Below are 22,472 nucleotides of genomic sequence, written 5' to 3'. Positions count from 1 at the left end.
AAGTACGGCGGTGATGTCCATGACCAGGGTTCTCGACGTGATCCATGCTGCGCTCAAGATCGTGCTCGGCGTGTTGGTAGGCGGGTTGTTGGTGCCTGTTTCAATGCAGGTTCTGTCACGCTTTACCGGGCTTATCCCCCGCTACATCTGGACCGAGGAAATCGCGCGCTTCTGCTTTGTCTGGATGATCATGGTGGGCGCGATCATTGCCGTCCGCGACGGCTCGCATTTCGACCTCGACCTGCTGCCGACGAGCGGCAGTTCAAAAACCGAAGCAGCGAAGCGGATCCTCGTCAACCTGCTGATGCTGGTCGTTGCCCTGGTCTTCGTCTGGTACGGATGGAAGCTGATCGCGTTCGGCTGGTTCCAGACTTCCGAGATCGCCGCGCTGCCGATGAACTGGATCTATGGCGCTTGGCCACTCGCAGGGGTGCTCTTCACGGCGTTTATTCTTGAAAAGCTCGTCCGCGATTTGAGCATCTTTATGGCGCGCGCGCAGTGACCCCGCTCGTCGTTTCCTCCATCCTGTTTGGACTGTTCCTTCTATTCATCGTGTTGCGTGTCCCGGTCGCCTTTGCACTGGCGCTGGCGTGTCTACCGATCTTTTTCCTGGAGCCGCGGCTGACGCCGATCCTGCTGCTTCAGGCGATGTTCAAATCCTACAACGCCTTCGTGCTGCTGGCCGTGCCGTTCTTTCTGCTCGCGGCCAACCTGATGAACGCCGCGGGGATCACCGACAGGCTGATCCGCCTGTCGCGTGCCCTCGTCGGGCACCTGCCGGGCGGGCTCGGGCACGTGAACGTAGTGGTCTCCATGCTCTTCGCCGGAATTTCGGGAAGCTCTACGGCCGACGCCGCCGGCATCGGATCCCTGATCATTCCACAGATGAAGAAGGAGGGTTTCACCGCCTCCTTCTCGGTCGCGGTGACGGCCTGCTCCTCTGTCATGGGCGTGATCATCCCGCCGTCGATCCTGATGATCGTCTGGGGCGGCTTGATGTCTGTGTCGATCGGTGGGCTCTTCCTCGCCGGCGTCGTGCCCGGTATCCTGATCGGACTGGCGCAGATGGCAACGGTTTATGTCTATGCGCGGCGGCACGGGATGGGCATGCACGAGCGCGCCACCCTTCGTGAATTCGCTATAGCCGGCGCCAGCGCTTCCCTGGCGCTGCTCACGCCAATCATCATTGTCGGCGGCATTGTCGGCGGCTTTTTTACTCCCACTGAGGCCTCGGTTGTTGCCGCCATCTATGCGCTGGCGCTTGGCCTGCTGGTCTACCGCACGCTGGACCTGAAGGAGGTAGGACGAATCTTCTACGATACTGGCCGCTTCGCGGCGATTGCGCTGTTTTGCATCGGGACGGCCAGTGCCTTCGGATTCATCCTCGCCTATTTCAAGGTGCCCGCCGCGCTCGTCGCCGTTGTCCAGGCGATGGATCTCGGCGTTACTGAGATGGGCTTGGCAGTCGCCATCGCGTTCCTGGTCATCGGCTGCTTCATCGATGCCATTCCCGCAATCGTCATTCTTGGCACTGTGCTCTTCCCGGTCGCCCAGTCTGTCGGAATGCACCCGATCCATTTCGCCATCATCGGCATCGTCAGTCTCGCCTTCGGCCTCGTCACGCCGCCCTACGGCCTCTGCCTCCTCATCGCCTGCGCCATCGGGCAGATCTCGATCCGGCACGCGATGCGCGACGTGGTCATCCTTCTCCTGCCCATGCTCGGGATTCTCACCCTCATCGTTTTCTTTCCATCCATTTCTCTCTGGCTGCCCCGCCTACTGATGCCGCAATTCGTAAACTGATCGGCTCAGTTCGAATTGACGGTGTCGGCAGGCCCCTGCTCTAATTTAGGGATTGCAGCCCGGTGCGGCGAGGAAGCCGCTACTCCGCCGCCACCCCTTTCACTTCCAGATAGGATTCCATCGAATCGTCCATCGCTTGCAGCCAGGGCGTGTGGTGCAGCGGCGCCATCGTGCCGGTCATCAGCGAGCGATAGGCATTGTCGCGGAAGCCCATGATGTTTTCCATCTTGTGGTGCTCCCACTCCATGAAGGTCTGATTGGTCGCCTCGACGTCGAAGCCGGGATAGTCGGTCTGATCCATCAATTCCTTGGTGTAGTCACCCTGGAACCAGATCATCTGCTCGGCGTCTTCCAGCGTTTCCTCGCGCGCGCGCCATTTCCTGCCGTGTTCGGCCATCACTTCTGCCGAAGGCAGCTTGATGCGGCCCATGATGACGTCGCGCGCGAACCAGGCCTGCGCGTCGAACATGTTGAACGTGTAAAACTGGTCCTGCATGCCGATATAGAACAGCCGCGGGTTCTTCTCCCAGACGACGCCCTCGTAGAGCCCGTCCGGCCACATGCGGTTGGCGGTCTTGAGCTTCAGATCCTCGGTCAGGAATGGGAAGGAGTGGAGATAGCCGGTGCATAGGATAATTGCGTCGACATCCCTGGTGCTGCCGTCCTTGAAATGCGCGGTTTTGCCGACGACCTTCTGCAGCAGCGGCACTTCCTTCCAGTTGTCAGGCCATTTGAAGCCCATCGGCTTCGAGCGGTAGCTGGAGGTGATCGATTTAGCGCCGTATTTGTAGCATTGCGAGCCGATATCCTCGGCCGAATAGGAGCGGCCGATGATCAGGATGTCCTTGTCCTTGAATTCCATAGCGTCGCGGAAATCATGGCTGTGCAGGATGCGGCCGTTGAAGGTCGAAAAGCCCTCGAAATAGGGCACGTGGGGCACGGAGAAGTGCCCGGAGGCGACGACGACGTTGTCGAACTCTTCCGAATAGGTGACGTCGTTGGTGCGGTCATGCGCGGTGACGGTGAACTTTTTCGTCGTGTCGGAGAAGGTCACCATGCGCACCGGGCTGTTGAAACGCACCCATTGGCGCACGCCGGATTTTTCGACGCGGCCCTTGATGTAGTCCCACAGAACCGCGCGCGGCGGGTAGGAGCCGATCGGACGGCCAAAGTGCTCCTCGAACGTATAGTCGGCGAATTCGAGGCATTCCTTCGGTCCGTTCGACCAGAGGTAACGGTACATCGAGCCATGCACCGGGTCGCCATGCTCGTCGAGGCCGGTGCGCCAGGTGTAATTCCACAGGCCACCCCAGTCGGACTGCTTTTCGAAGCAGACGATTTCCGGAATATCCGCGCCCTTGTCGGCAGCCGACTTGAAGGCTCGAAGCTGGGCCATGCCGGAAGGTCCGGCTCCGATGACGGCAACACGACTTTTCATTGCAAAGCCTCCCCGGTCTCATTTCCTTAACGAAACAAATTTCACTGACAGGACAGTAAATGCCCCTTCGATGCTGTCAACAGGCCTTCTGCTGAAACCACGTTTCCCAGACCGGATTTTCGACAAAACCGCCGACGGCCGAAATCCGGAGAGCACGCCGTTCGACATAAAGTGGGTTGCAGTCGCAGTTGCGCTCTGTATCCGCACCGAATATGTTCACCGTGAGTGAAATAAATCCACAGAACCCCCGGAGTGGCGACATGGCGAAGAAAGCTTCCAATTTCAGGAATGGGGCAGCCGCCAAGGCCAAGCCAGCGCCGAAGGGGTGGTAACGATCCGGACGCCACTAACCCAGGATCCGCACGCCGTTCGCGACACCCGCGAAAAAGTTCTGGAGGTGGCGATCGGTCGCGAGGTGCGGGCATTCCGCAAGAAGCTCGGCATCACCGTTGCCGACCTTGCGGCTGCCACCGACATTTCGCTCGGCATGCTGTCGAAGATCGAAAACGGCATCACCTCGCCGTCGCTGACCACCTTGCAGGCGCTGTCGCGGGCGCTCGGCGTTCCGGTCACCGCTTTCTTCCGCCGTTTCGAGGAAGAGCGCAGCGCCGTCTTCGTCAAGGCCGGCGAAGGCCTCGACGTCGAGCGGCGCGGCACGCGCGCCGGCCACCAGTACAATCTTCTCGGCCATGTCGGCTCGAATACCAGCGGCGTCGTCGTCGAGCCTTATCTGATCACGCTGACCGAGGATTCCGATGTTTTTCCGACCTTCCAGCATGAAGGCATGGAGTTCCTCTACATGCTTGAAGGCGAGGTTACCTACCGGCACGGCAGCAACCTCTATCCGATGAAGCCCGGCGACAGCCTGTTCTTCGACGCCGATGCGCCGCACGGGCCGGAAGTGCTGACGCAACTGCCGATGCGCTATCTCTCGATCATCTGCTATCCGCAGAGTAGTGCGGGTTGAGCGGGTTCGTCTGCGAAGGACTGCGCCTCATTCCAGCTTGGGTTCCTCGCCCCCACGAAGTGGGGGGAGAGGTGGCTCGGCGTGGCCGAGACGGAGAGGAGGACTGCGCCCTACGAAGCCCCCTCTCCGGCCGCTTCGCGGCCACCTCTCCCCCGCTAACGGGGGCGAGGAACCCAAGGCTTGAGGGGCGGCACAAACAGAGCAGGCGGAAAACTAATCCGGCCCAAACCCCGGGCTCGTCACACTGCCATCATCCAGCTTCGACAGCCATTCGACCAGCGTCCGCCGATAGCGCGTCAGGCCTTTGTAATTGGCGAGTTCCTCGGGAAGGTCGCGGATGACGCGGTGCAGGCGCCGCGCCCATTTCGGCTGCGTCACCAGTTCATCCATCTTGATCAGGTAGCAGCGGATCGGGAAGACGATGCCGTTCGAGCGCGGCAGCCGCCAGAAGCTCTGCAATTCGACACGCAGATGGACCTTGTCGCCAACATTTTCGGGCGTCACCGTCGCCCGGTCCGGGCCCCATTTGTGATAATTTTCCGGACTGGTGTCGAGGCGCGGATTGATCGTCATCGTCCAGTTCAGCCGCCGCGCCGGCTTGCCTTGCTGAATGTTGGTGAGGAATTTCAGCGCCCGGGTGAATATGCCCTTCTCATGCGCCAGCGGCACCGGTGCGTGCCACTCGAAGAAGTTCATGCCGATGTCGAAGTCGAGCGACCAGTCGGCCTGGGTGGTGACCATGCCGGCATCCATCCACAGGTTGCCGTCACGCTGGTCTAGGATGCAGAAATCGCCTTGTGATTGCCGCGTGATGTATTCCATCGGCCCGTAAGGCAGGGTCGACACGTCGCCGAAGGTGAAGCTGTCGTCGATGCCGAGCGGCCGGTTTATCCAGCGCCATTTGTCGCCGTCGCGCGTCAGCGTGAAATGCTCGGGATAACCGAGCGCCTGCTGTTCCATTAGAAGCTCTAGCAGGTCCCAGCCGGCCAGCGTCATGTGCGGCAGCGACTGGCAGCGCAGCGGGTCTTCCGCCAGCACCAGCGCGCGGTCCTGCATCTCGGCGACATAGTGCTCGTCGACGTCGATCAGGTTTTCGAGCACGCTGCCTTTCGGCCCCAGAACATGCGGCTCGATATTGACCGCATACATGTAGCTGTCTTCGTGGAACGGGAACGGAAACCGCCTGATGTGCTCCGGGCTGTTTTTGAACGTGAAGTCGTCGCGGAACGTTTCCTTGCGAAAGGTGATTCCCAAGCTCGCCTCCTATCTTTCCAGCACCAGCGACCTGCCCTCGAAGCGCGAGACGCAGGGCATGATCTTCTTGCCGCAACGGTGCTCTTCCTCGCTCAGCCAATGGTCGTTGTGGATGAATTTGCCGTCATGCGCGATGACGTTGGTTTCGCACTGGCCGCAGACGCCGCCGCGGCAGAGATAGGGCGGATCGACGCCGGCGGCCTCGATCGCCTCGAGCAGGCTCTGCTGCTCGCCGACGCGGATTGTCTTGCCGCTGACCGCCAACGTCACGTCGAAGGGCGCGCCGGGCTGCGGGGCGGCAAAATGCTCGAAATGCACGGTTTCCGTGGGCCAGCCCAGCGCAGCGGCGCGGTCGCGCACCCAGCCGATCATGCCGGACGGGCCGCAGACGTAGAGATGCGTGCCGAGCGGCTGTGACGATAGCAGCCGGTCGAGCTCGATGCGCTCGTCGCGGTCGTCGTGATAGAGCCTGACGCGGCGGTCATAGCGCTCTCTGAGTACATCGGCATAGGTGCCAAGCGAGGCGGTGCGGCAGGTGTAGTGCAGCTCGAAATTGCCGCCTTCCGCTGCCAGCTGCGCGGTCTGCGCCATAAACGGCGTGATGCCGATGCCTCCCGCCAGCATCAGATGCTTCCTGGCGCGCAGATCGAGCGAAAAAAGATTGACCGGGTAGCTGATCACCATCTCCATGCCGGGCCTGACATGCCTGTGCATGAACAGCGAGCCGCCGCGGCCGACGTCGTCGCGGCGCACCGAGATCGTGTATTCGCGTGTGTCGAGCGGCGAGCCCATCAACGAATAGGGGTTGAGCCTCGTCCGCTCGCCGTCGCGCATCTCCACCACAACATGGGCGCCGCCGGAAAATGTCGGCAAAAGCTGCCCGTCGCGCCGGCGGAAATGGAAGCGCGTGACCGATTCGTTGACCGGGACGACATCGCTCACCACGACGTCAAGCTTGGTGGTGCCGGTGCTCATCGAAAGATCTCCTCCGTCGGAGGAATTTCGCTGCGGTCTTCCGCATTGATGCAGACGCCCTGGAATGCCGCGAGGCGCCTGGAATAGTGATCGCGTACCAGAAGAAGCAGGCCACAATGCGAACAGATTGCCGGCTGCGTGGTCACGTTCTCGGTGATGCCCTTGCAATGGACGCATTGGATGCGGCGCGCCAGCGAGCCGCGGTGCTCGGTCTGGATGGAGGTGTGGTCGATGCCGGCTTCGAGCGCCGCCTGCATGGCCTGGCCAATCAGCCCCTCGGTGCCGGCGAGATAGAGACGCAGGCCCATATGGGCGTTGGCCAGCGTCTGCTTCAGCCGCGGGAGGGCGCTGGCGAAGGAAGGCCCCTGGTAGAATTGCGCCGGCTTCAGCGCTTCCAGCGCGGCGACATGCTTGCTGTCATTGCCGGGGATGAAGATGATATGGGCATCGGCAAAGAAACTATCGGGCGCCTTGGCGGCCAGGTCTGTTATAGCCAGCGCTCCTTCTGCATCCGCCACGAAAAGATGGTGCTTGCCGGGCTGCGGGGACAGGGTTCCGTAGACCGGTCGGCTGATGATGCTTTTCGCTGCCATTCTCTCAGTATGCCTCAGCCTTTCGCCGTGCGCTTGGTCTTCTTCGGATCATCGAAGGGAAGCGGCTCAGCCGTCGCGCTGATGGCGCCGCTCTTGTTGCGGATCTCGAGCCTGGTGCTCTGGACGGCGCAGTCGACATCGAGCCGGGCGATGCCCATCGATTTCTTGACCAGCGGCGAATACATGGCGCAGGTCACCACGCCGACCTTTTTGCCGTCGCGATAGACCGGCGCGCCCTCGTCGGCCGGCTCCTTGCCTTCGAGCAGCACGCCGAAGATCTTGAACCGCTCCTTGCCCTTGAGGCGGTAGTGCTCCTCGGCACCGCGAAACCCTGTCTTGCCGGGGCTGACGGTGAAGTCGAGGCCGAGTTCCCACAGCGTATCGCCGGGGCCTTCGTTCTCGAACGGATATTTCTGCGAATTGTCGTAGGGGTAGAACAAGAGGTAGCTCTCGACACGCAGCATGTCGAGCGTGGTGAACCGGCACGCGATGATGCCGGCGCTCTTACCTTCGTCGAGGATGGTGTCCCAGATCGTGCCGGCATCCTGGCCACGACAGAAGATCTCGTAGCCGCGTTCGCCGGTGTAGCCGGTGCGCGAGATCATCACCGGAAAACCGAACAGCCGGGTCTGCATGTGGTGGAAATAGTTGAGGTCGCGAATGCCCGGCACATGCTTTGCCAGATAATCGACGGCTATCGGCCCCTGCAGCGAGAGGTCGTGCAGATTGTCATCGAAACGCAGCGAGACATCGCGGCCCACGGCCGCCCGCTGCAACTCCTCGTGGCCGGTGCCCGAACCATGCACGACCATCCAGGCATTCGGGCCGGTGCGGTAGAGGATGCAGTCGTCGGTGAACTTGCCGGCCTCGTTCAGCATGCAGGCATAGGCCGACTTGCCGGGATAGATCTTTTCCACGTCGCGCGTCGTGGCGAGGTCGATCAGGTGCGAGGCATGCGGCCCGGTGATGTGGACCTTCTTCAGGCCCGACACGTCCATCAGCCCGGCCTTGGTGCGGATGGCGACATACTCCTCGTCAGCGTCCTTGTCGTAGGTCCAGGCGGTGCCCATCCCGCTCCAGTCTTCGAGCTTCGAACCGAGCGCACGATGGCGATCCGCCAAGGTCGAAAATCTCCAGGATGCGGTCATGGACTTGCTTCTCCTCACACGATTGCCGGCGTTTCGCCGCTCAAGGGCACTGAGGCCCGGCGACGGTATGCGCCATATTGACTCAAAACTCCAAAAGCGCGCAATACTAAGATGCAAAAAGTTTTACTCAGAGGCAAGGAACGCAACTGAACGGAGGGGACATGAAATGGAAGGGAATCTCAACGCTCTAACGACCATTTTCACGGAATTCTATTACTGGGTGACCATCGTCATGATGTTCCTGATCCATGTCGGGTTCTGCATGTACGAGGTCGGCGTGTCGCGCCGGCGAAATCATCTGAAAACGCTTATGAAGAACGCGATGGCGATCCCGCTCGTCACGATCACGTTCTACTTTTTCGGCTGGTGGATCTATTTCGGGTTCCCCAATGGGCCGGGCATCGCCGGCGGACTTGTCACCGCACCATTTGCCGAACCATGGAATCCCCTGATGGGCACCCACCTCTCCGGTGTCAATCCAGGCGAGACGGGGGTCACCCCTACCGATGCGGCGCTGTGGCATCGCCTCAACGGCGTGTTCTGGGGCGCCTTCCTGCTGTTCTCCATCACGACGGCGTCGATCGTCTCGGGTTCGATCATAGAACGCGCGCGCTCGGGTGCGTTCTGGATCGTCGCGGTGCTGGTCGGCTCGGTCCTGTGGATCCTCGACGCGTCCTGGGGCTGGCATCCGCAAGGCTGGATGGTGAAGCTCTGGGGCTATCATGATGCCTATGCATCGGGTGTCGTGCACGCGATCGCCGGCGGAGCGGCGCTCGCCTTCCTCATCGTGCTCGGTCCGCGCATCGGCAAATTCAAGCCCGACGGCACGGCGCGCGACATCCCGCCCCACAATGTGTGGCTGGTCACCATCGGCCTGTTCCTGATCTTCACCGGCTTCTGGGGCTTCTACGCCGCCTGCAACATTCCGCTGATCAGCCCGGCCACGATTGCCGGCCAGATCACCGGCGAGACCTGGACGGCGACCAACATCTATCTCGCGCCGACCACGCTCTCGGCGATCACCTTCAACTTCCTGATGTCGCTGTCGGGCGGTATGCTGGCCGGCTACATCGTCTCTAAAGGCGACCCCTTCTGGACATTCTCGATGGGGCTTTGCGGCATTATCTCAGCCTCGGCCGGCAATGACCTTTATCACCCGATCCAGGCACTGCTGATCGGCGCGATCGTCCCGACCATCTGCTACAAGCTGCACTATTTCGTCGAACGCCGCTTCAAGATCGACGATGCGGTCGGCGCCGTCGCCGTGCACGGTTATGGCGGCTTCCTCGGGGTCGTGGTGGCGGGCTTCATGCTGTGGGGACAGCCGTCCTCGCCCTATGAGGGCTTCGCGCACATCAACCCGCTCGGCAATTTCGCTGGTGCGGTGCTGATGTTCGTGCTCGGTTTCGTCCCCACCTTCGTGGTCTGCAAGATCCTCAACAGCATGAACCTCCTGCGCGTACCGGCGAAGGTGGAACTCGAGGGCGTCGACTTCGCCCTCAATCATGCTTTCGAGGCGTCGGTCCGCGAAGTGGGAACCGCCGAAAAGGCCATGATCAAATAGTCAACGGGCAAGGAGAACCGCAATGTCTACCAATGGAATGGAAAGCTGGGCCGTGGACCTCAAGGACGTCGGCGCGATCTACCCGTTTCAGGGTTCCGAAGTCGTGATGGTGATCATCGGCCTCGTCTTCTGGATCGGATGGCACGTCCTCCAGACGCGCCATGAGAACGCTGAGATCGAGGCCGATATGGCTGCGGATCGCACTGGAGATGAGACGAGAAAGGCGATCGACCGCCATTAAGCCGCCGGGTCGTCTGGCGCGCCATTTGCGCCAGACGACTTGTCCAAGATGAAAAAAACTTTCATACGAGTTGAATTCGACTTATGAAGCTGTTAGCACCTAAATCATACCTCATCTCGGGAGCCTGACATGTGCGGAATCGTCGGACTGTTTTTGAAGGACAAGTCGCTCGAGCCCCGGCTCGGCTCGATGCTTTCGGAGATGCTGATCTCGCTCAGCGATCGCGGTCCCGACAGCGCCGGCATCGCCATCTATGGAGCGCCATCCGGCAATGAGGCCAAGATCACCATCCAGTCGGCAAAGCCGGAGCACGATTTCCGCAACCTCGACGCCGAACTCGCCAGGGCGATCGGAACGCCGGTGAACATCGCGGTGAAATCGACGCATGCGGTGGTCAGGACCGCGCCCGACAAGATCGATGAAGCGCGCGAAACCATCCAGGCGCTGCGCCCCGATATCCGCATCATGGGCGCCGGCGACGTCGTCGAAATCTACAAGGAGGTCGGCTTGCCCGAAGCGGTTGTCGATCGTTTCGACGTGCGCAGCATGACCGGCACGCACGGCATCGGCCATACCCGCATGGCGACCGAATCGGCAGTGACGACGATGGGCGCGCATCCGTTCTCGACCGGCGCCGACCAGTGCCTGGTGCATAATGGCTCGCTGTCCAATCACAACAATGTCCGCCGCGAGCTGATCCGCGAAGGCATGAAATTCGAGACCGAGAACGACACCGAAGTCGCGGCCGCCTATCTGTCCTCGCAGATGGCGCACGGCAAGAATCTCGGCGAAGCGCTGGAAGGCACGCTGAGCGACCTCGACGGCTTCTTCACCTTCGTCGTCGGCACCAAGAACGGCTTCGGCGTGGTGCGCGATCCGATCGCCTGCAAGCCTGCCGTCATGGCCGAAACCGACCAGTATGTCGCCTTCGGCTCCGAATATCGCGCGCTCACCAAACTGCCCGGCATCGACAGTGCGAGGGTCTGGGAGCCCGAGCCCGCAACCGTCTATTTCTGGGAGCATTGAGCTATGCCGGCAACCAACGTCTCCAAGGCACTCGACCAGAGCCATGAATCAGGGATGTTCGACCTGGCCGAGATGCCGCTGCGCGAGCTCAACCAGGCGCTACACAATCTGACCCCTGGTTCGAACGAGACCGCCTGGGAAGTGCTCAACCCGAAAGGCAGCCATTCGGTCGCCGTCGGCGTCGACCAGCCGATCACGATCGATGTCCGCGGCAGCGTCGGCTATTATTGCGGCGGCATGAACGACGGCAGCGCCATCACCGTGCATGGCTCGGCGGGACCCGGCGTCGGCGAAAACATGATGTCGGGCTCGATAACGGTCAAAGGCGATGCCAGCCAGTATGCCGGCGCCACCGGCAGGGGCGGGCTGCTGGTCATCGAAGGCAATGCGTCGTCGCGCTGCGGCATCTCGATGAAGGGCATCGACATCGTCGTCCATGGCAATATCGGCCACATGTCGGCCTTCATGGCGCAGTCCGGCAATCTGGTGGTGCTGGGCGACGCCGGCGACGCGCTCGGCGATTCCATCTACGAGGCGCGGCTGTTCGTGCGCGGCAAGGTCGGCAGCCTCGGCGCCGACTGCATCGCCAAGGAGATGCGGCCAGAGCATCTGGAATTCCTGCAGGGCCTGCTCGACCGTGCCGGCGTGACCGGCGTCAAGGCGGCGGAATTCACGCGTTACGGTTCGGCGCGAACGCTCTACAATTTCAACATCGACAACGCCGACGCGTATTGAGGCCCAATGACCTATCGCAACCCGCCGACGACGCCGCGCAAATCCGCGACCTTCGACGACTACACGCTTTCCGAGATCCGCCGCGCCGCGGCGACCGGCATCTATGACATCCGCGGCGCCGGCGCCAAGCGCAAGCTTCCGCATTTCGACGACCTGCTGGTGCTCGGCGCCTCGATCTCGCGCTATCCGCTGGAAGGCTATCGCGAGCGCTGCGACACCAGCGTGGTGCTGGGTTCGCGCCATGCGAAAAAGCCAATCGAGCTGAAAATCCCCATCACCATCGCCGGCATGAGTTTTGGCTCGCTGTCCGGCCCGGCGAAGGAAGCGCTCGGCCGCGGCGCGACGCTGTCGGGCACCTCGACGACCACCGGCGACGGCGGCATGACCGAGGAAGAGCGCGGCCATTCCAAGACGCTCGTCTACCAGTATCTGCCATCGCGCTACGGCATGAACCCGCGCGACCTGCGCCGGGCGGATGCGATCGAGATCGTCATCGGCCAGGGCGCCAAGCCCGGCGGCGGCGGCATGCTGCTCGGCCAGAAGATCTCCGACCGGGTCGCCGAAATGCGCACGCTGCCGAAGGGTATCGACCAGCGCTCGGCCTCGCGCCATCCCGACTGGACCGGGCCCGACGATCTCGAGATCAAGATCCTGGAGCTGCGCGAAATCACCGACTGGGAAAAGCCGATCTACGTCAAGGTCGGCGGCGCGCGGCCCTATTACGATACAGCCCTTGCGGTGAAGGCGGGCGCCGACGTGGTCGTGATCGACGGCATGCAGGGCGGCACCGCCGCAACCCAGGAGGTGTTCATCGAGAATGTCGGCCAGCCGACGCTTGCCTGCATCAGGCCGGCAGTGCAGGCCCTGCAGGATCTCGGCATGCACCGCAAGGTGCAGCTGATCATCTCAGGCGGCATCCGCAACGGCGCCGATGTCGCCAAGGCGCTGGCGCTCGGCGTCGACGCGGTGTCGATCGGCACCGCCGCACTTGTCGCGCTCGGCGACAACGACCCGCGCTGGGAGGCGGAATACAACGAGCTCGGCACCACCGCCGGCGCTTATGATGATTGGCACGAGGGACGCGATCCGGCTGGCATCACCACGCAAGACCCCGAGCTAATGAAACGGCTCGATCCGATAGCGGCCGGGCGACGGCTGGCCAACTACCTGAAGGTGATGACGCTGGAGGCGCAGACGATCGCGCGCGCCTGCGGCAAGAACAGCCTGCACAATCTCGAGCCCGAGGATCTCGTCGCGCTGACGATCGAAGCCGCCGCCATGGCCGGCGTACCGCTGGCCGGCACCAACTGGATACCGGGGAAGAACGGCTTCTAAGATATAAGATATCAAACCACCAAGAATACCATAAGCGAGGAACTACAATGGGGAACGATCTCGCCGCCTTTGCCAAAGAGAACGGCGTCAAATATTTCATGATTTCCTACACCGACCTGTTCGGCGGGCAGCGCGCCAAGCTGGTGCCGGCGCAAGCCATTGCCGACATGCAGAAGGACGGTGCCGGCTTTGCCGGCTTTGCCACCTGGCTCGACCTGACGCCGGCGCATCCAGACATGCTGGCGGTGCCGGATCCGGATTCGGTCATCCAGCTGCCGTGGAAGCCGGAAGTCGCCTGGATTGCTGCCAATTGCATTATGGACGAAAAATCGGTCGAGCAAGCGCCGCGCAACACGCTGAGGCGGCTGATTGACGAGGCGGCCGGCGACGGTATGCATGTCAAGACCGGCGTCGAGGCCGAGTTCTTCCTGATCTCGCCGGACGGCAAGACGATTTCCGACGAATACGACACGGCGTCAAAGCCCTGCTACGACCAGCAGGCGGTGATGCGCCGCTACGATGTCATCGCCGAGATCTGCGACCACATGCTGGCACTCGGCTGGGGCCCGTACCAGAACGACCATGAGGACGCCAACGGCCAGTTCGAGATGAACTGGGCCTTCGACGACGCGCTGGCGACCGCCGACAAGCATTCCTTCTTCAAGTTCATGGTGAAATCCGTTGCCGAAAAGCACGGCCTGCGCGCGACCTTCATGCCAAAACCGTTCCCCGGCCTGACCGGCAATGGCTGCCATGCCCATATCTCGGTGTGGGACAAGGACGGCAAGACCAATGTCTTTGCCGACAACGCCATGGAGCTCGGCCTGTCGGCGAAGGGCAAGAATTTTCTCGGCGGCATCATGAAACATGCCTCCGCACTTGCTGCGATCACCAACCCGACGGTCAATTCCTACAAGCGCATCAATGCGCCGCGCACCATTTCGGGCGCCACCTGGGCGCCGAACTCGGTGACCTGGACCGGCAACAACCGCACCCACATGGTGCGCGTGCCCGGCCCCGGCCGTTTCGAGCTGCGCCTGCCCGACGGCGCGGCAAACCCTTATCTGCTGCAGGCCGTCATCATCGCCGCCGGCCTCGACGGCATCCGCTCGAAGGCCGATCCGGGCAAGCGCTACGACATCGACATGTACCAGTTTGGCCATACGGTGGAGGGCGCGCCGAAGCTGCCGCTCAACCTGCTCGATGCTTTGCGCGAGTTTGACAATGACAAATCGCTCAAGGCGGCGCTGGGTGAGGAATTCTCGTCGGCTTATCTAAAGCTCAAGCACCAGGAATGGAATTCCTATGCTTCCCACTTCACCCAGTGGGAGCGTGACCACACGCTGGATATCTAGAGCATCGGACCGAAAAGTGTGAAGCGGTTTTCGGATGATTCCGATGCGTCAAGAAAGGTCCTGCGTGGCGCGAGCGATCTCGGAATAGATTTATGAAATACTCGATCTTCTCGCTCGCCCGCGCCGCGTTTTCCGGCCACAAAACCTGGCAGCGCACCTGGCGCGACGCCAGCCCGAAAGGTCACTACGACGTGGTGATCATCGGCGGCGGCGGCCACGGCCTGGCGACGGCGTGGTTCCTGGCCGGCGAGTACGGCATCAGGAATGTCGCCGTGCTCGAAAAGGGCTGGATCGGCTCCGGCAATGCCGGCCGCAACACCACCATCATCCGCTCCAATTATGGGCTGCCCGGCAATACCGGCTTCTACGAGCTGTCGATGAAGCTGTGGGAGCGCATGGAGCAGGATCTCAACTACAACACGATGGTCAGCCAGCGCGGCGTCATCAACCTCTACCACTCCGATGCGCAGCGCGACGCCTATGCGCGGCGCGGCAACACGATGCGCATCAACGGCATCGACGCCGAGCTGCTCGACCTGGCGGCGGTCAAGAAGATGATGCCGTTCCTGAACTTCGACAATGCCCGCTTTCCCGTGCAAGGCGGCCTGCTGCAGCGGCGCGGCGGCACGGCGCGCCACGACGCGGTGGTCTGGGGCTACGCCCATGCGGCGAGCGCGCTCGGCGTCGACATCATCCAGAATTGCGAGGTGACAGGTTTTTCGCGCGACGCCAACGGCAAGGTGACTGGCGTCGAGACTTCTCGCGGCAAAATCGGCGCCGGCAAGGTCGCCATGGCCGTCGCCGGCAGTTCGTCGCGCGTCGCGGCGATGGCTGGACTGCGCCTGCCGATCGAAAGCCATGTGCTGCAGGCCTTCGTCTCCGAGGCGATCAAGCCGCTGATCCCCAACGTCATGACCTTCGGCGCCGGCCATTTCTACGTCAGCCAGTCCGACAAGGGCGGGCTGGTCTTCGGCGGCGACATAGACGGCTACAATTCCTATGCCCAGCGCGGCAACATGCCGGTCATGGAAGACGTCTGCGAGGGCGGCATGGCGCTGATGCCGATGATCGGCCGCGTGCGCCTCTTGCGCCAGTGGGGCGGCATCATGGACATGTCGATGGACGGTTCGCCGATCATCGACAAGACGCCGGTGGACGGGCTCTACCTCAATGCCGGCTGGTGCTATGGCGGCTTCAAGGCGACGCCCGGCTCCGGCCTCGTCTTTGCCCATCTTCTGGCCCGCGACGAACTGCACACAGAAGCGACGCGCTTCCGCCTCGACCGGTTCCGGCGGGGTGCTGTGATCGATGAAAAGGGCGTCGGCGCCCAACCGAACCTGCACTGAGGACGGTCCAAAAAGCATGCGTATTGTCTGTCCCTTCTGCGGCGAACGCGAACTCGGCGAGTTCAGTTATCTCGGCGACGCCAAGCCGGTGCGTCCGGCAGCCGGCGCCCCGGAGGACGACGTCGTCGACTATGTCTATCTGCGCGACAACATTGCCGGTGCGATGAGCGAACATTGGTACCATGCTGGCGGCTGCCGGGCCTGGCTGAAGATCACCCGCAACACGCTGACCCACGAGATTTCCTCGGTCGAGCCGGCGGCGGGCGCAGGCGCTGCAAAGGTTGGCGCCTGATGGTTAGTCACGCGCAGACGCACCGGCTGGAGAGCGGAGGTCTCATCGATCGCTCGGCGCCGCTGAATTTTCGCTTCGACGGCAAAACCTTTGCCGGCTTCCAGGGCGACACGCTTGCCTCGGCGCTGATCGCCAATGGCGTCAAGCTGGTCGGCCGCTCGTTCAAATACCACCGTCCGCGCGGCATCCTGACATCAGGCTCGGAAGAACCCAACGCGCTGGTTGAACTGCGCACGGGCGCTCGCCGGGAACCGAACACCAAAGCGACCACGACCGAGCTCTATGACGGTCTCGAAGCCGCCAGCCAAAACCGCTGGCCGTCGCTGCGCCACGACCTGATGGCGGTGAACCAGCTGTTCTCACCGATCTTCGTTGCTGGCTTCTACTACAAGACCTTCATGTGGCCGGCAAAATTCTGGGAAGCGATCTACGAGCCGGCGATCCGCCGCGCCGCCGGCCTTGGCCGCGCGGCGGGTGTCGCTGATCCCGACCATTACGACAAGGCGTGGGCGCATTGCGACGTGCTGATCGCCGGCTCCGGCCCGGCCGGGCTGGCGGCAGCACTCGCCGCGGGGCGCTGCGGCGCCCGCGTCATCCTGTGCGAGGAGGATTTTGCGCTCGGCGGCCGCCTGCTTGCCGACGGCGGCACGATCGACGGCATGCCGGCGGCCGAATGGATCTCCCGCACCCTGGCCGAACTCGCCACCCTGCCCGACGTCCGCATCATGACCCGCACGACGCTGTTCGGCGTCTATGATGGCGGGACTTACGGGGCAATCGAACGGGTCAACGATCATCTGCCCTCGCCGCCCGAACACCAGGTGCGCCAGCGGCTGTGGCGGATCGTGGCCAAGCGCTGTGTCGTTGCCGCCGGCGCCATCGAACGGCCAATCGTCTTTGCCGGCAATGACACGCCCGGCGTGATGATGGCTTCGGCGATGCGGACCTATGTCGCGCGCTATGCGGCGACCCCTGCGAAGAGGATCGCCCTGTTCACCAACAATGAGGATGGCTGGCGCACGGTCGAGACCGCGCTCAGTGCCGGATTGCAGATCGCGGCCGTCGTCGATGCTCGCCCAGACGTGTCCGCCGCGCATCGCGCGCTTGCCGCCAAAGCCGGCTTTCCCGTGCTGAACGGTTCGGTCGCCGGTGTCGAAGGCGGCAAAGACGGTGTCAGGAAAATCTCGATATCGCTGACCGGCGGCGCACGCGCCGAAGTCGAAGCCGACGGACTTGCCGTTTCCGGCGGCTGGAACCCGGCGGTCGGGCTGACCTCATACCATCGCGGCCGGCCGAAATGGCAGGACGATATATCGGCATTCGTGCCGGACGGCGCCCCTCCGGGCATGGTGGCCGCCGGTGCTGCCAACGGCGCCTTCGGCCTCGGCGCATGCCTGAGCCAAGGGTTTGCCGCCGGCTCGGCAGCGGCACAGAGTGCGGGACACAACGGTAATGCCGGCACGCCGCCAGTCGCCGACGACGAGGCTTTTTCGCTGACTCCGCTCTGGCATGTCGCAGGCAAAGGCAAAGCCTTTGTCGACTACCAGCATGATGTCACCGCTTCGGACGTCGAACTGGCGCAGCGCGAAGGCTTTGAATCGGTCGAGCATCTCAAGCGCTATACGACGCTCGGCATGGCCACCGACCAGGGCAAGACCTCGAACGTCGCCGGCCTCGCCATCCTGGCGGCGGTATCAGGCAAGTCCATTCCCGAGACCGGCACGACGATCTACCGTCCGCCCTATGTGCCGGTCACCATCGGCGCCTTCGCCGGCCATCATCGCGATGAGAACTTCCATGCGACAAGGCTGACGCCATCGCATCACTGGGCAGCAGAACAGGGCGCGGTGTTCGTCGACACCGGCCTGTGGAAGCGCGCGCAATGGTATCCGCGCGCCGGCGAGAAGGACTGGCTGGAATCGGTCACCCGCGAGGTCAAGGCGGTGCGCTCTGGCGTCGGCTTCTGCGACGTCTCGACGCTTGGCAAGATCGACGTGCACGGACCGGATGCCGGCGCCTTCCTCGACCGCGTCTACATCAACACCTTCTCCAATCTTGCTGTGGGAAAAGCGCGCTACGGGCTGATGCTGCGCGAGGACGGCATGGTCTATGACGACGGCACCACGTCGCGGCTGGCCGAGGACCATTATTTTCTGACCACCACCACCGCCAAAGCCGGGCCGGTGATGCAGCATCTCGAATTCTGCCGGCAGGTGCTGTTTCCCCAACTCGACGTGCAACTGACCTCCGTTTCCGACCAGTGGGCGCAATTCTCGATTGCCGGGCCGAAGACCCGGGACCTGCTTCGAGAAATGATCGATCCAGCCGAGGATTTGTCGAACGAGGCGTTTCCGTTCATGGGCGCCCGGGAGGTATCCCTTCGCGGCGGCATCAGGGCGCGCCTGTTCCGTATCTCGTTCTCCGGCGAGATGGCGTTCGAGATTTCCGTTCCCGCCCGCTACGGCGACGCGCTGGTGCGCAATTTGATGCTGGCCGGAAAACAATTCGGCGTGACCCCCTACGGTACCGAGGCGCTCGGCGTCATGCGCATCGAAAAGGGCCATGTCGCCGGACCGGAGCTGAATGGCACGACGACGGCCGCCGACCTCGGGCTCGGCAAGATGATGTCGACCAAGAAGGATTTTATCGGCCGCGTCATGGCCGGGCGCGAGGCGCTGGCGGCAGCGGATCGGCAGGTCGTGGTTGGCATCAAGCCGACCGACAAGAAGCGCCGCCTGCGCTCCGGCGCACATGTCATTCCGAAGGGCGAGTTACCGGGTTCCGCCAACGATCAGGGCTATGTCACGTCGGTCTGCTTCTCGCCGACGCTCGACCAGTGGATTGGGCTGGCGCTTGTCGAGCGCGGGCGCGAGCGGATCGGCGAGATCGTCCATGCGCATGACCCGCTCCGCGGCGAGGATTACGATGTCGAGCTGTGCAATCCCGTCTTTTACGATCCGGATGGAGGGCGCCAGCGTGGCTGAATTTTCGTGGCTTCGCCGCAGTCCGCTGGAGCACGCGCTTGTTGCGGGCGCTTATGGCGAGCGCGAGGTCGCGCCGGGCATTTTCCTCACTGAAGTTCGCAATTTCGACTTGATCCAGTTAATGGCGCGGCGCGGCAAAGGGGCGGAACTGGCAAGCGCCACCACAGCCCGTTTCGGCATGGCGGCTCCGGATGTGCCGAAGGCGGTCAGCGCTTCGGACCTGATGCTCATCTGGTCGGGACCGGATCAGTTCCTTGTCTTATCGAAGGGCGGTAAGTACACAATAAACACATTGAGCCAGGCGTTTTCGCAATCCGCCTCGCTGTCGGACCAGTCGCATGCGCGCGCCTGGATCAGCGTCTCGGGAGCCAAGGCGCGCACCATGCTGGCGAAATTGTCGTCGATCGATCTGCATCCGGCAGCATTTCCGATCGGCGCCGCTGCCGCGACGTCGATCGACCATACCAGCGTCAATCTCTGGCGCGGCGATGACCGGCCGGATGGGCAGGCGCTGTTCAATCTTCTGGTGTTTGCAACCTTCGCCGAAAGCCTGTGGCACACGATGCTCGACGCGGCCGCCGAATACGGCGTCGACATCCGTTACTTAGAGGAGTTGGCGTAGCCCGCCTTCCCTTCTCCCCTTGTGGGAGAAGGTGGATTGGCGCGTAGCGCCAAGACGGTTGAGGGGTGTTGGAAGAAATTCGGTGTCAAAGAATCAAATGATTTCTGGGCGCTTACATCCTGACCGTTGCGATCCGCCAGCACCCCTCATCCGACCGACCTGCGCTCGGCCACCTTCTCCCACAGGGGGAGAAGGGAGAGCCGACCTAGTCGGCCCGCCTTGCCAAAACTGCAAGCACTGCTATTCTTGCCGCTAAAATAATTTCACGTACAGGCAAACTTGTTTCTCGAAACTGGGGTTGAGATGAACCAGTCGCCCTACCCCGCCGTCGCAGCCGGACCGCCCCGGCCGAGCCTGATCCTGCGGCCCGGCCAGATGGCGCTGCCGGCTGGCATGGAGCGCTACCATGTGGGAGGCAATGGCGCGGTGCTCATCGACGTCGAGGCCGGCGACACGATCAGCGTACGCAATGTCGAAGGCGGGCAAGCCTGCGAGCTGCTGGCATGGGACAAGACCGGCGCGACCGACGCCGGCATTTTCGGCGAGAAATCGAACAGCAATGCCGCCGGCATCAAGGCGCTGCTGGCCGGTGGCGACGATAGCCTCGCCGCACTGCGCCTTGGGCTGCAGCGACGCCAGGTGCAGCTGGATCAGGCAAAGACGGTTCGCGTCTTCGGTGGCGCCACCCCTGCCGGCACCGAACAGAGTTTTACCGTAGCCCGAAATGGCTCGATGCTCATCGCCGCCCCAGGTGGGCCGATGCCGGTCGACGGCCATGACACGGCGACGCCGCTCAGCATCATCGTGCGGCGCGCGACGATCCGTCCGACGAAGAAGTCTAGGCTTGGCGATCCCCTGGCCGATCCAGTGCTCGACTTGCGCGTCCATTCGGCGACGGCCGAATCCTACTTCGTCAAAGCTGGCGACTATTTGCAGATCATCGATGTCGACGGGCGCCAATGCACGGACTTCCAGTGCTTTTCGGCGCGCAAGCTCGACAAGGGACGCGACCATCCGCTCGACGTGACGACGACCCGTACGCTGATGGGTTCGAGCTATCCGATGCCTGGCCTGCACTCGAAATATTACGACCAGGACATGGAGCCGCTGGTCGAGGTGGTGCAGGACACATGCGGCCGGCATGATGCCTTCGCGCTCGCCTGCGCCGCCAAATATTACGACGACATCGGCTATCCCGGTCATCCCAACTGCTCGGAGAATTTCAACCGTGCGCTGTCGGACAAGGGGGTGAGACCCCGCGCCGGCTGGATGGCGATCAACTTCTTCTTCAACACCGCGATCGACGCGCATGGCGTCATGGTTTCCGACGAGCCGTGGTCGCGGCCGGGCGACTATGTGCTGCTGCGCGCCTTGACCGACATCGTCTGTGTCTCGTCGGCCTGCCCGGACGACACGACACCGGCCAATGGCTGGAACCTCACCGACATCCATGTGAGGACCTATTCCGGCCAGCACAAATTCTCGCGAGCGATCGCCAGACGCATGACGCCCGATTCGGAACCGAAAATGACCCGCGAGACCGCTTTTCATTCGAGCTTTGCCAAGCACACCCGCAACTTCGTCGAGTACAGGGGCTATTGGCTGGCCAATTCCTTTGCCAAGGAGGGCCCGATCGATGAATACTGGGCTTGCCGGCAGGATGCCGTGATCATGGACCTGTCGCCGCTGCGCAAATTCGAGGTCACCGGCCCGGATTCCGAAGCGCTGCTGCAATACATGCTGACCCGCGACATCAAGAAACTCGGCGTCGGCCAGGTGGTCTATTCCGCCATGTGCTATGAGCATGGCGGCATGATTGATGACGGCACGCTGCTGAGGCTCGGCAAGGATAATTTCCGCTGGGTCGGCGGCGACGACCTTTCCGGCGAGTGGCTGCGCGAGACGGCGACAAAACTCGGCCTCAACGTGCTGGTGCGCTCGTCGACGGATCAGATGCACAATGTCGCCGTGCAAGGACCGAAGAGCCGCGACATCCTGAAGGAGATCATCTGGACTTCGCCGCTGCAGCCGTCGATCGAGGAGCTCGAATGGTTCCGTTTCGCCGTCGCCCGCATCGGCGGCGGCAACGGCATTCCGGTCGTCGTCTCGCGCACCGGCTACACCGGCGAACTCGGTTACGAGATCTGGTGCCATCCTCGTGACGCCGAGAAGGCGTTCGACGCTATCTGGGATGCCGGCCAGCCGCACAGCTTGAAGCCGATGGGGCTGCAGGCGCTCGACATGGTGCGCATCGAGGCCGGGCTGATCTTCGCCGGCTACGAATTTTCCGACCAGACCGATCCGTTCGAGGCCGGCATCGGCTTCACCGTGCCGCTGAAGACCAAGACCGACGATTTCATCGGCCGCGAGGCGCTGATCCGGCGCAAGGAAAACCCGCAGACAAAACTGGTCGGCCTCGACATCGATTCCAATGTCGCGGTCGGCCATGGCGACTGCGTCCATGTCGGCCGCGCCCAGATCGGCGTCGTCACATCGGGCATGCGCTCGCCGGTGCTGAACAAGAACATCGCGCTGGCAAGACTTGACGTAACTCATACCGCGATCGGCACCGAGGTCGAGATCGGCAAGCTCGACGGTCATAGCAAGCGGCTGCCGGCGCGCGTCGTGCCCTTCGCCCACTACGATCCGCAAAAGAGCAGACCGCGCTCCTGACGCCGGTTCAAGGATCGCGAATGGCGCAAGTCATCCCTGTGCAAAGTCGATTCCTCCTCTGAAATCAGCTGGCGGCCCGTGCCGCCGGCGCGTGTTCCGCATCTGCGATGTGCACAGCTTC

19 protein-coding genes are annotated in these 22,472 nt (G+C 62.6%); 14 read left to right on the top strand and 5 right to left on the bottom strand.

The window, feature by feature from the left end:
• Positions 1–19 precede the first annotated feature (19 nt).
• Together EN807_RS25475 and EN807_RS25470 are read left to right on the top strand one after the other, a co-directional pair.
• The gene (locus tag EN807_RS25475; RefSeq protein ID WP_065007979.1) at positions 20–502 is read left to right on the top strand and encodes a TRAP transporter small permease; all 483 of its coding nucleotides are present in this window, start codon (positions 20–22) and stop codon (positions 500–502) included.
• Positions 499–1,803, top strand: coding sequence for a TRAP transporter large permease (locus EN807_RS25470; RefSeq protein WP_065007978.1), 1,305 nt, complete (start codon positions 499–501; stop codon positions 1,801–1,803). The genes EN807_RS25475 and EN807_RS25470 overlap by 4 nt, the downstream gene beginning before the upstream one ends.
• A gap of 79 nt (positions 1,804–1,882) precedes the next feature.
• Here EN807_RS25470 and EN807_RS25465 read toward each other — a convergent pair whose 3' ends face one another.
• Positions 1,883–3,241, bottom strand: a complete 1,359-nt coding sequence (locus EN807_RS25465) for an NAD(P)/FAD-dependent oxidoreductase (protein WP_135937140.1) — start codon at positions 3,239–3,241, stop codon at positions 1,883–1,885.
• Between the two features lie 325 nt (positions 3,242–3,566).
• Between EN807_RS25465 and EN807_RS25460 the strand changes: the two genes are divergently transcribed.
• Positions 3,567–4,208 carry an XRE family transcriptional regulator gene (locus EN807_RS25460; protein ID WP_348640264.1) on the top strand — a complete coding sequence of 214 codons (642 nt, stop codon included), beginning with the start codon at positions 3,567–3,569 and terminating at the stop codon, positions 4,206–4,208.
• A 213-nt stretch (positions 4,209–4,421) separates the two neighbouring features.
• On the opposite strand, the gene EN807_RS25455 is transcribed toward EN807_RS25460, so the two are convergent.
• Genes EN807_RS25455 through EN807_RS25440 form a run of 4 tightly spaced genes read right to left on the bottom strand, consistent with a single transcriptional unit; the run spans position 4,422 to position 8,178 of the window.
• On the bottom strand, positions 4,422–5,462 hold the full coding sequence (locus EN807_RS25455; RefSeq protein ID WP_135937139.1) for a DUF3445 domain-containing protein: 1,041 nt from the start codon (positions 5,460–5,462) through the stop codon (positions 4,422–4,424).
• Positions 5,463–5,471: 9 nt separating this feature from the next.
• A complete protein-coding gene (locus tag EN807_RS25450; protein ID WP_135937138.1) occupies positions 5,472–6,437 on the bottom strand; it encodes a PDR/VanB family oxidoreductase in 966 nt (321 codons plus the stop codon).
• On the bottom strand, positions 6,434–7,030 hold the full coding sequence (locus EN807_RS25445; RefSeq protein WP_135937137.1) for a dimethylamine monooxygenase subunit DmmA family protein: 597 nt from the start codon (positions 7,028–7,030) through the stop codon (positions 6,434–6,436). Before EN807_RS25445 ends, EN807_RS25450 begins: the two co-directional genes overlap by 4 nt.
• Before the next feature lie 14 nt (positions 7,031–7,044).
• Positions 7,045–8,178, bottom strand: a complete 1,134-nt coding sequence (locus tag EN807_RS25440; protein ID WP_135937136.1) for an aminomethyltransferase family protein — start codon at positions 8,176–8,178, stop codon at positions 7,045–7,047.
• 166 nt (positions 8,179–8,344) lie between these two features.
• Here EN807_RS25440 and EN807_RS25435 point away from each other — a divergent pair, with 166 nt between their 5' ends.
• The 11 genes from EN807_RS25435 to EN807_RS25385 all read left to right on the top strand — a co-directional run bounded on the left by EN807_RS25435 (position 8,345) and on the right by EN807_RS25385 (position 22,351).
• Positions 8,345–9,742 carry an ammonium transporter gene (locus tag EN807_RS25435; protein WP_135937135.1) on the top strand — a complete coding sequence of 466 codons (1,398 nt, stop codon included), beginning with the start codon at positions 8,345–8,347 and terminating at the stop codon, positions 9,740–9,742.
• Between the two features lie 22 nt (positions 9,743–9,764).
• Complete coding sequence (locus EN807_RS25430; RefSeq protein ID WP_127316094.1) at positions 9,765–9,983, top strand: hypothetical protein; 219 nt, start codon at positions 9,765–9,767, stop codon at positions 9,981–9,983.
• A 129-nt stretch (positions 9,984–10,112) separates the two neighbouring features.
• Complete coding sequence (locus tag EN807_RS25425) at positions 10,113–11,009, top strand: glutamine amidotransferase family protein (RefSeq protein ID WP_135937134.1); 897 nt, start codon at positions 10,113–10,115, stop codon at positions 11,007–11,009.
• Positions 11,010–11,012: 3 nt separating this feature from the next.
• Positions 11,013–11,744, top strand: a complete 732-nt coding sequence (locus tag EN807_RS25420) for a GXGXG domain-containing protein (RefSeq protein ID WP_135937133.1) — start codon at positions 11,013–11,015, stop codon at positions 11,742–11,744.
• Between the two features lie 6 nt (positions 11,745–11,750).
• Complete coding sequence (locus tag EN807_RS25415; RefSeq protein ID WP_127316091.1) at positions 11,751–13,079, top strand: FMN-binding glutamate synthase family protein; 1,329 nt, start codon at positions 11,751–11,753, stop codon at positions 13,077–13,079.
• A gap of 47 nt (positions 13,080–13,126) precedes the next feature.
• On the top strand, positions 13,127–14,434 hold the full coding sequence (glnT, locus tag EN807_RS25410) for a type III glutamate--ammonia ligase (protein WP_095518195.1): 1,308 nt from the start codon (positions 13,127–13,129) through the stop codon (positions 14,432–14,434).
• Positions 14,435–14,526: 92 nt separating this feature from the next.
• A complete protein-coding gene (locus EN807_RS25405; protein ID WP_135937132.1) occupies positions 14,527–15,780 on the top strand; it encodes a sarcosine oxidase subunit beta family protein in 1,254 nt (417 codons plus the stop codon).
• A 16-nt stretch (positions 15,781–15,796) separates the two neighbouring features.
• Positions 15,797–16,072 (top strand): sarcosine oxidase subunit delta, encoded by a 276-nt coding sequence (locus tag EN807_RS25400; RefSeq protein WP_127316088.1) that lies wholly within the window; start codon positions 15,797–15,799, stop codon positions 16,070–16,072.
• Positions 16,072–19,056, top strand: coding sequence for a sarcosine oxidase subunit alpha (locus EN807_RS25395; protein ID WP_135937131.1), 2,985 nt, complete (start codon positions 16,072–16,074; stop codon positions 19,054–19,056). The genes EN807_RS25400 and EN807_RS25395 overlap by 1 nt, the downstream gene beginning before the upstream one ends.
• Positions 19,049–19,678 carry a sarcosine oxidase subunit gamma family protein gene (locus tag EN807_RS25390; RefSeq protein ID WP_135937130.1) on the top strand — a complete coding sequence of 210 codons (630 nt, stop codon included), beginning with the start codon at positions 19,049–19,051 and terminating at the stop codon, positions 19,676–19,678. Before EN807_RS25395 ends, EN807_RS25390 begins: the two co-directional genes overlap by 8 nt.
• Before the next feature lie 303 nt (positions 19,679–19,981).
• On the top strand, positions 19,982–22,351 hold the full coding sequence (locus tag EN807_RS25385; RefSeq protein ID WP_135937129.1) for an aminomethyltransferase family protein: 2,370 nt from the start codon (positions 19,982–19,984) through the stop codon (positions 22,349–22,351).
• Positions 22,352–22,472: the final 121 nt, after the last annotated feature.

Origin of the sequence: Mesorhizobium sp. M5C.F.Ca.ET.164.01.1.1, assembly GCF_004792125.1 — a bacterium.
In the GTDB taxonomy this organism is placed as follows: domain Bacteria; phylum Pseudomonadota; class Alphaproteobacteria; order Rhizobiales; family Rhizobiaceae; genus Mesorhizobium; species Mesorhizobium wenxiniae.
Note: the sequence above shows the minus strand (reverse complement) of the source record. Positions and strands in the feature narration are given on the sequence as shown.

Coding starts and splice junctions, on each gene's coding strand:
- EN807_RS25475 (WP_065007979.1), top strand. CDS start 20: ATGACCAGGGTTCTCGACGTGATCCATGCTGCGCTCAAGATCGTGCTC.
- EN807_RS25465 (WP_135937140.1), bottom strand. CDS start 3,241: ATGAAAAGTCGTGTTGCCGTCATCGGAGCCGGACCTTCCGGCATGGCC.
- EN807_RS25450 (WP_135937138.1), bottom strand. CDS start 6,437: ATGAGCACCGGCACCACCAAGCTTGACGTCGTGGTGAGCGATGTCGTC.
- EN807_RS25445 (WP_135937137.1), bottom strand. CDS start 7,030: ATGGCAGCGAAAAGCATCATCAGCCGACCGGTCTACGGAACCCTGTCC.
- EN807_RS25440 (WP_135937136.1), bottom strand. CDS start 8,178: ATGACCGCATCCTGGAGATTTTCGACCTTGGCGGATCGCCATCGTGCG.
- EN807_RS25435 (WP_135937135.1), top strand. CDS start 8,345: ATGGAAGGGAATCTCAACGCTCTAACGACCATTTTCACGGAATTCTAT.
- EN807_RS25430 (WP_127316094.1), top strand. CDS start 9,765: ATGTCTACCAATGGAATGGAAAGCTGGGCCGTGGACCTCAAGGACGTC.
- EN807_RS25425 (WP_135937134.1), top strand. CDS start 10,113: ATGTGCGGAATCGTCGGACTGTTTTTGAAGGACAAGTCGCTCGAGCCC.
- EN807_RS25420 (WP_135937133.1), top strand. CDS start 11,013: ATGCCGGCAACCAACGTCTCCAAGGCACTCGACCAGAGCCATGAATCA.
- EN807_RS25415 (WP_127316091.1), top strand. CDS start 11,751: ATGACCTATCGCAACCCGCCGACGACGCCGCGCAAATCCGCGACCTTC.
- glnT (WP_095518195.1), top strand. CDS start 13,127: ATGGGGAACGATCTCGCCGCCTTTGCCAAAGAGAACGGCGTCAAATAT.
- EN807_RS25405 (WP_135937132.1), top strand. CDS start 14,527: ATGAAATACTCGATCTTCTCGCTCGCCCGCGCCGCGTTTTCCGGCCAC.
- EN807_RS25400 (WP_127316088.1), top strand. CDS start 15,797: ATGCGTATTGTCTGTCCCTTCTGCGGCGAACGCGAACTCGGCGAGTTC.
- EN807_RS25395 (WP_135937131.1), top strand. CDS start 16,072: ATGGTTAGTCACGCGCAGACGCACCGGCTGGAGAGCGGAGGTCTCATC.
- EN807_RS25385 (WP_135937129.1), top strand. CDS start 19,982: ATGAACCAGTCGCCCTACCCCGCCGTCGCAGCCGGACCGCCCCGGCCG.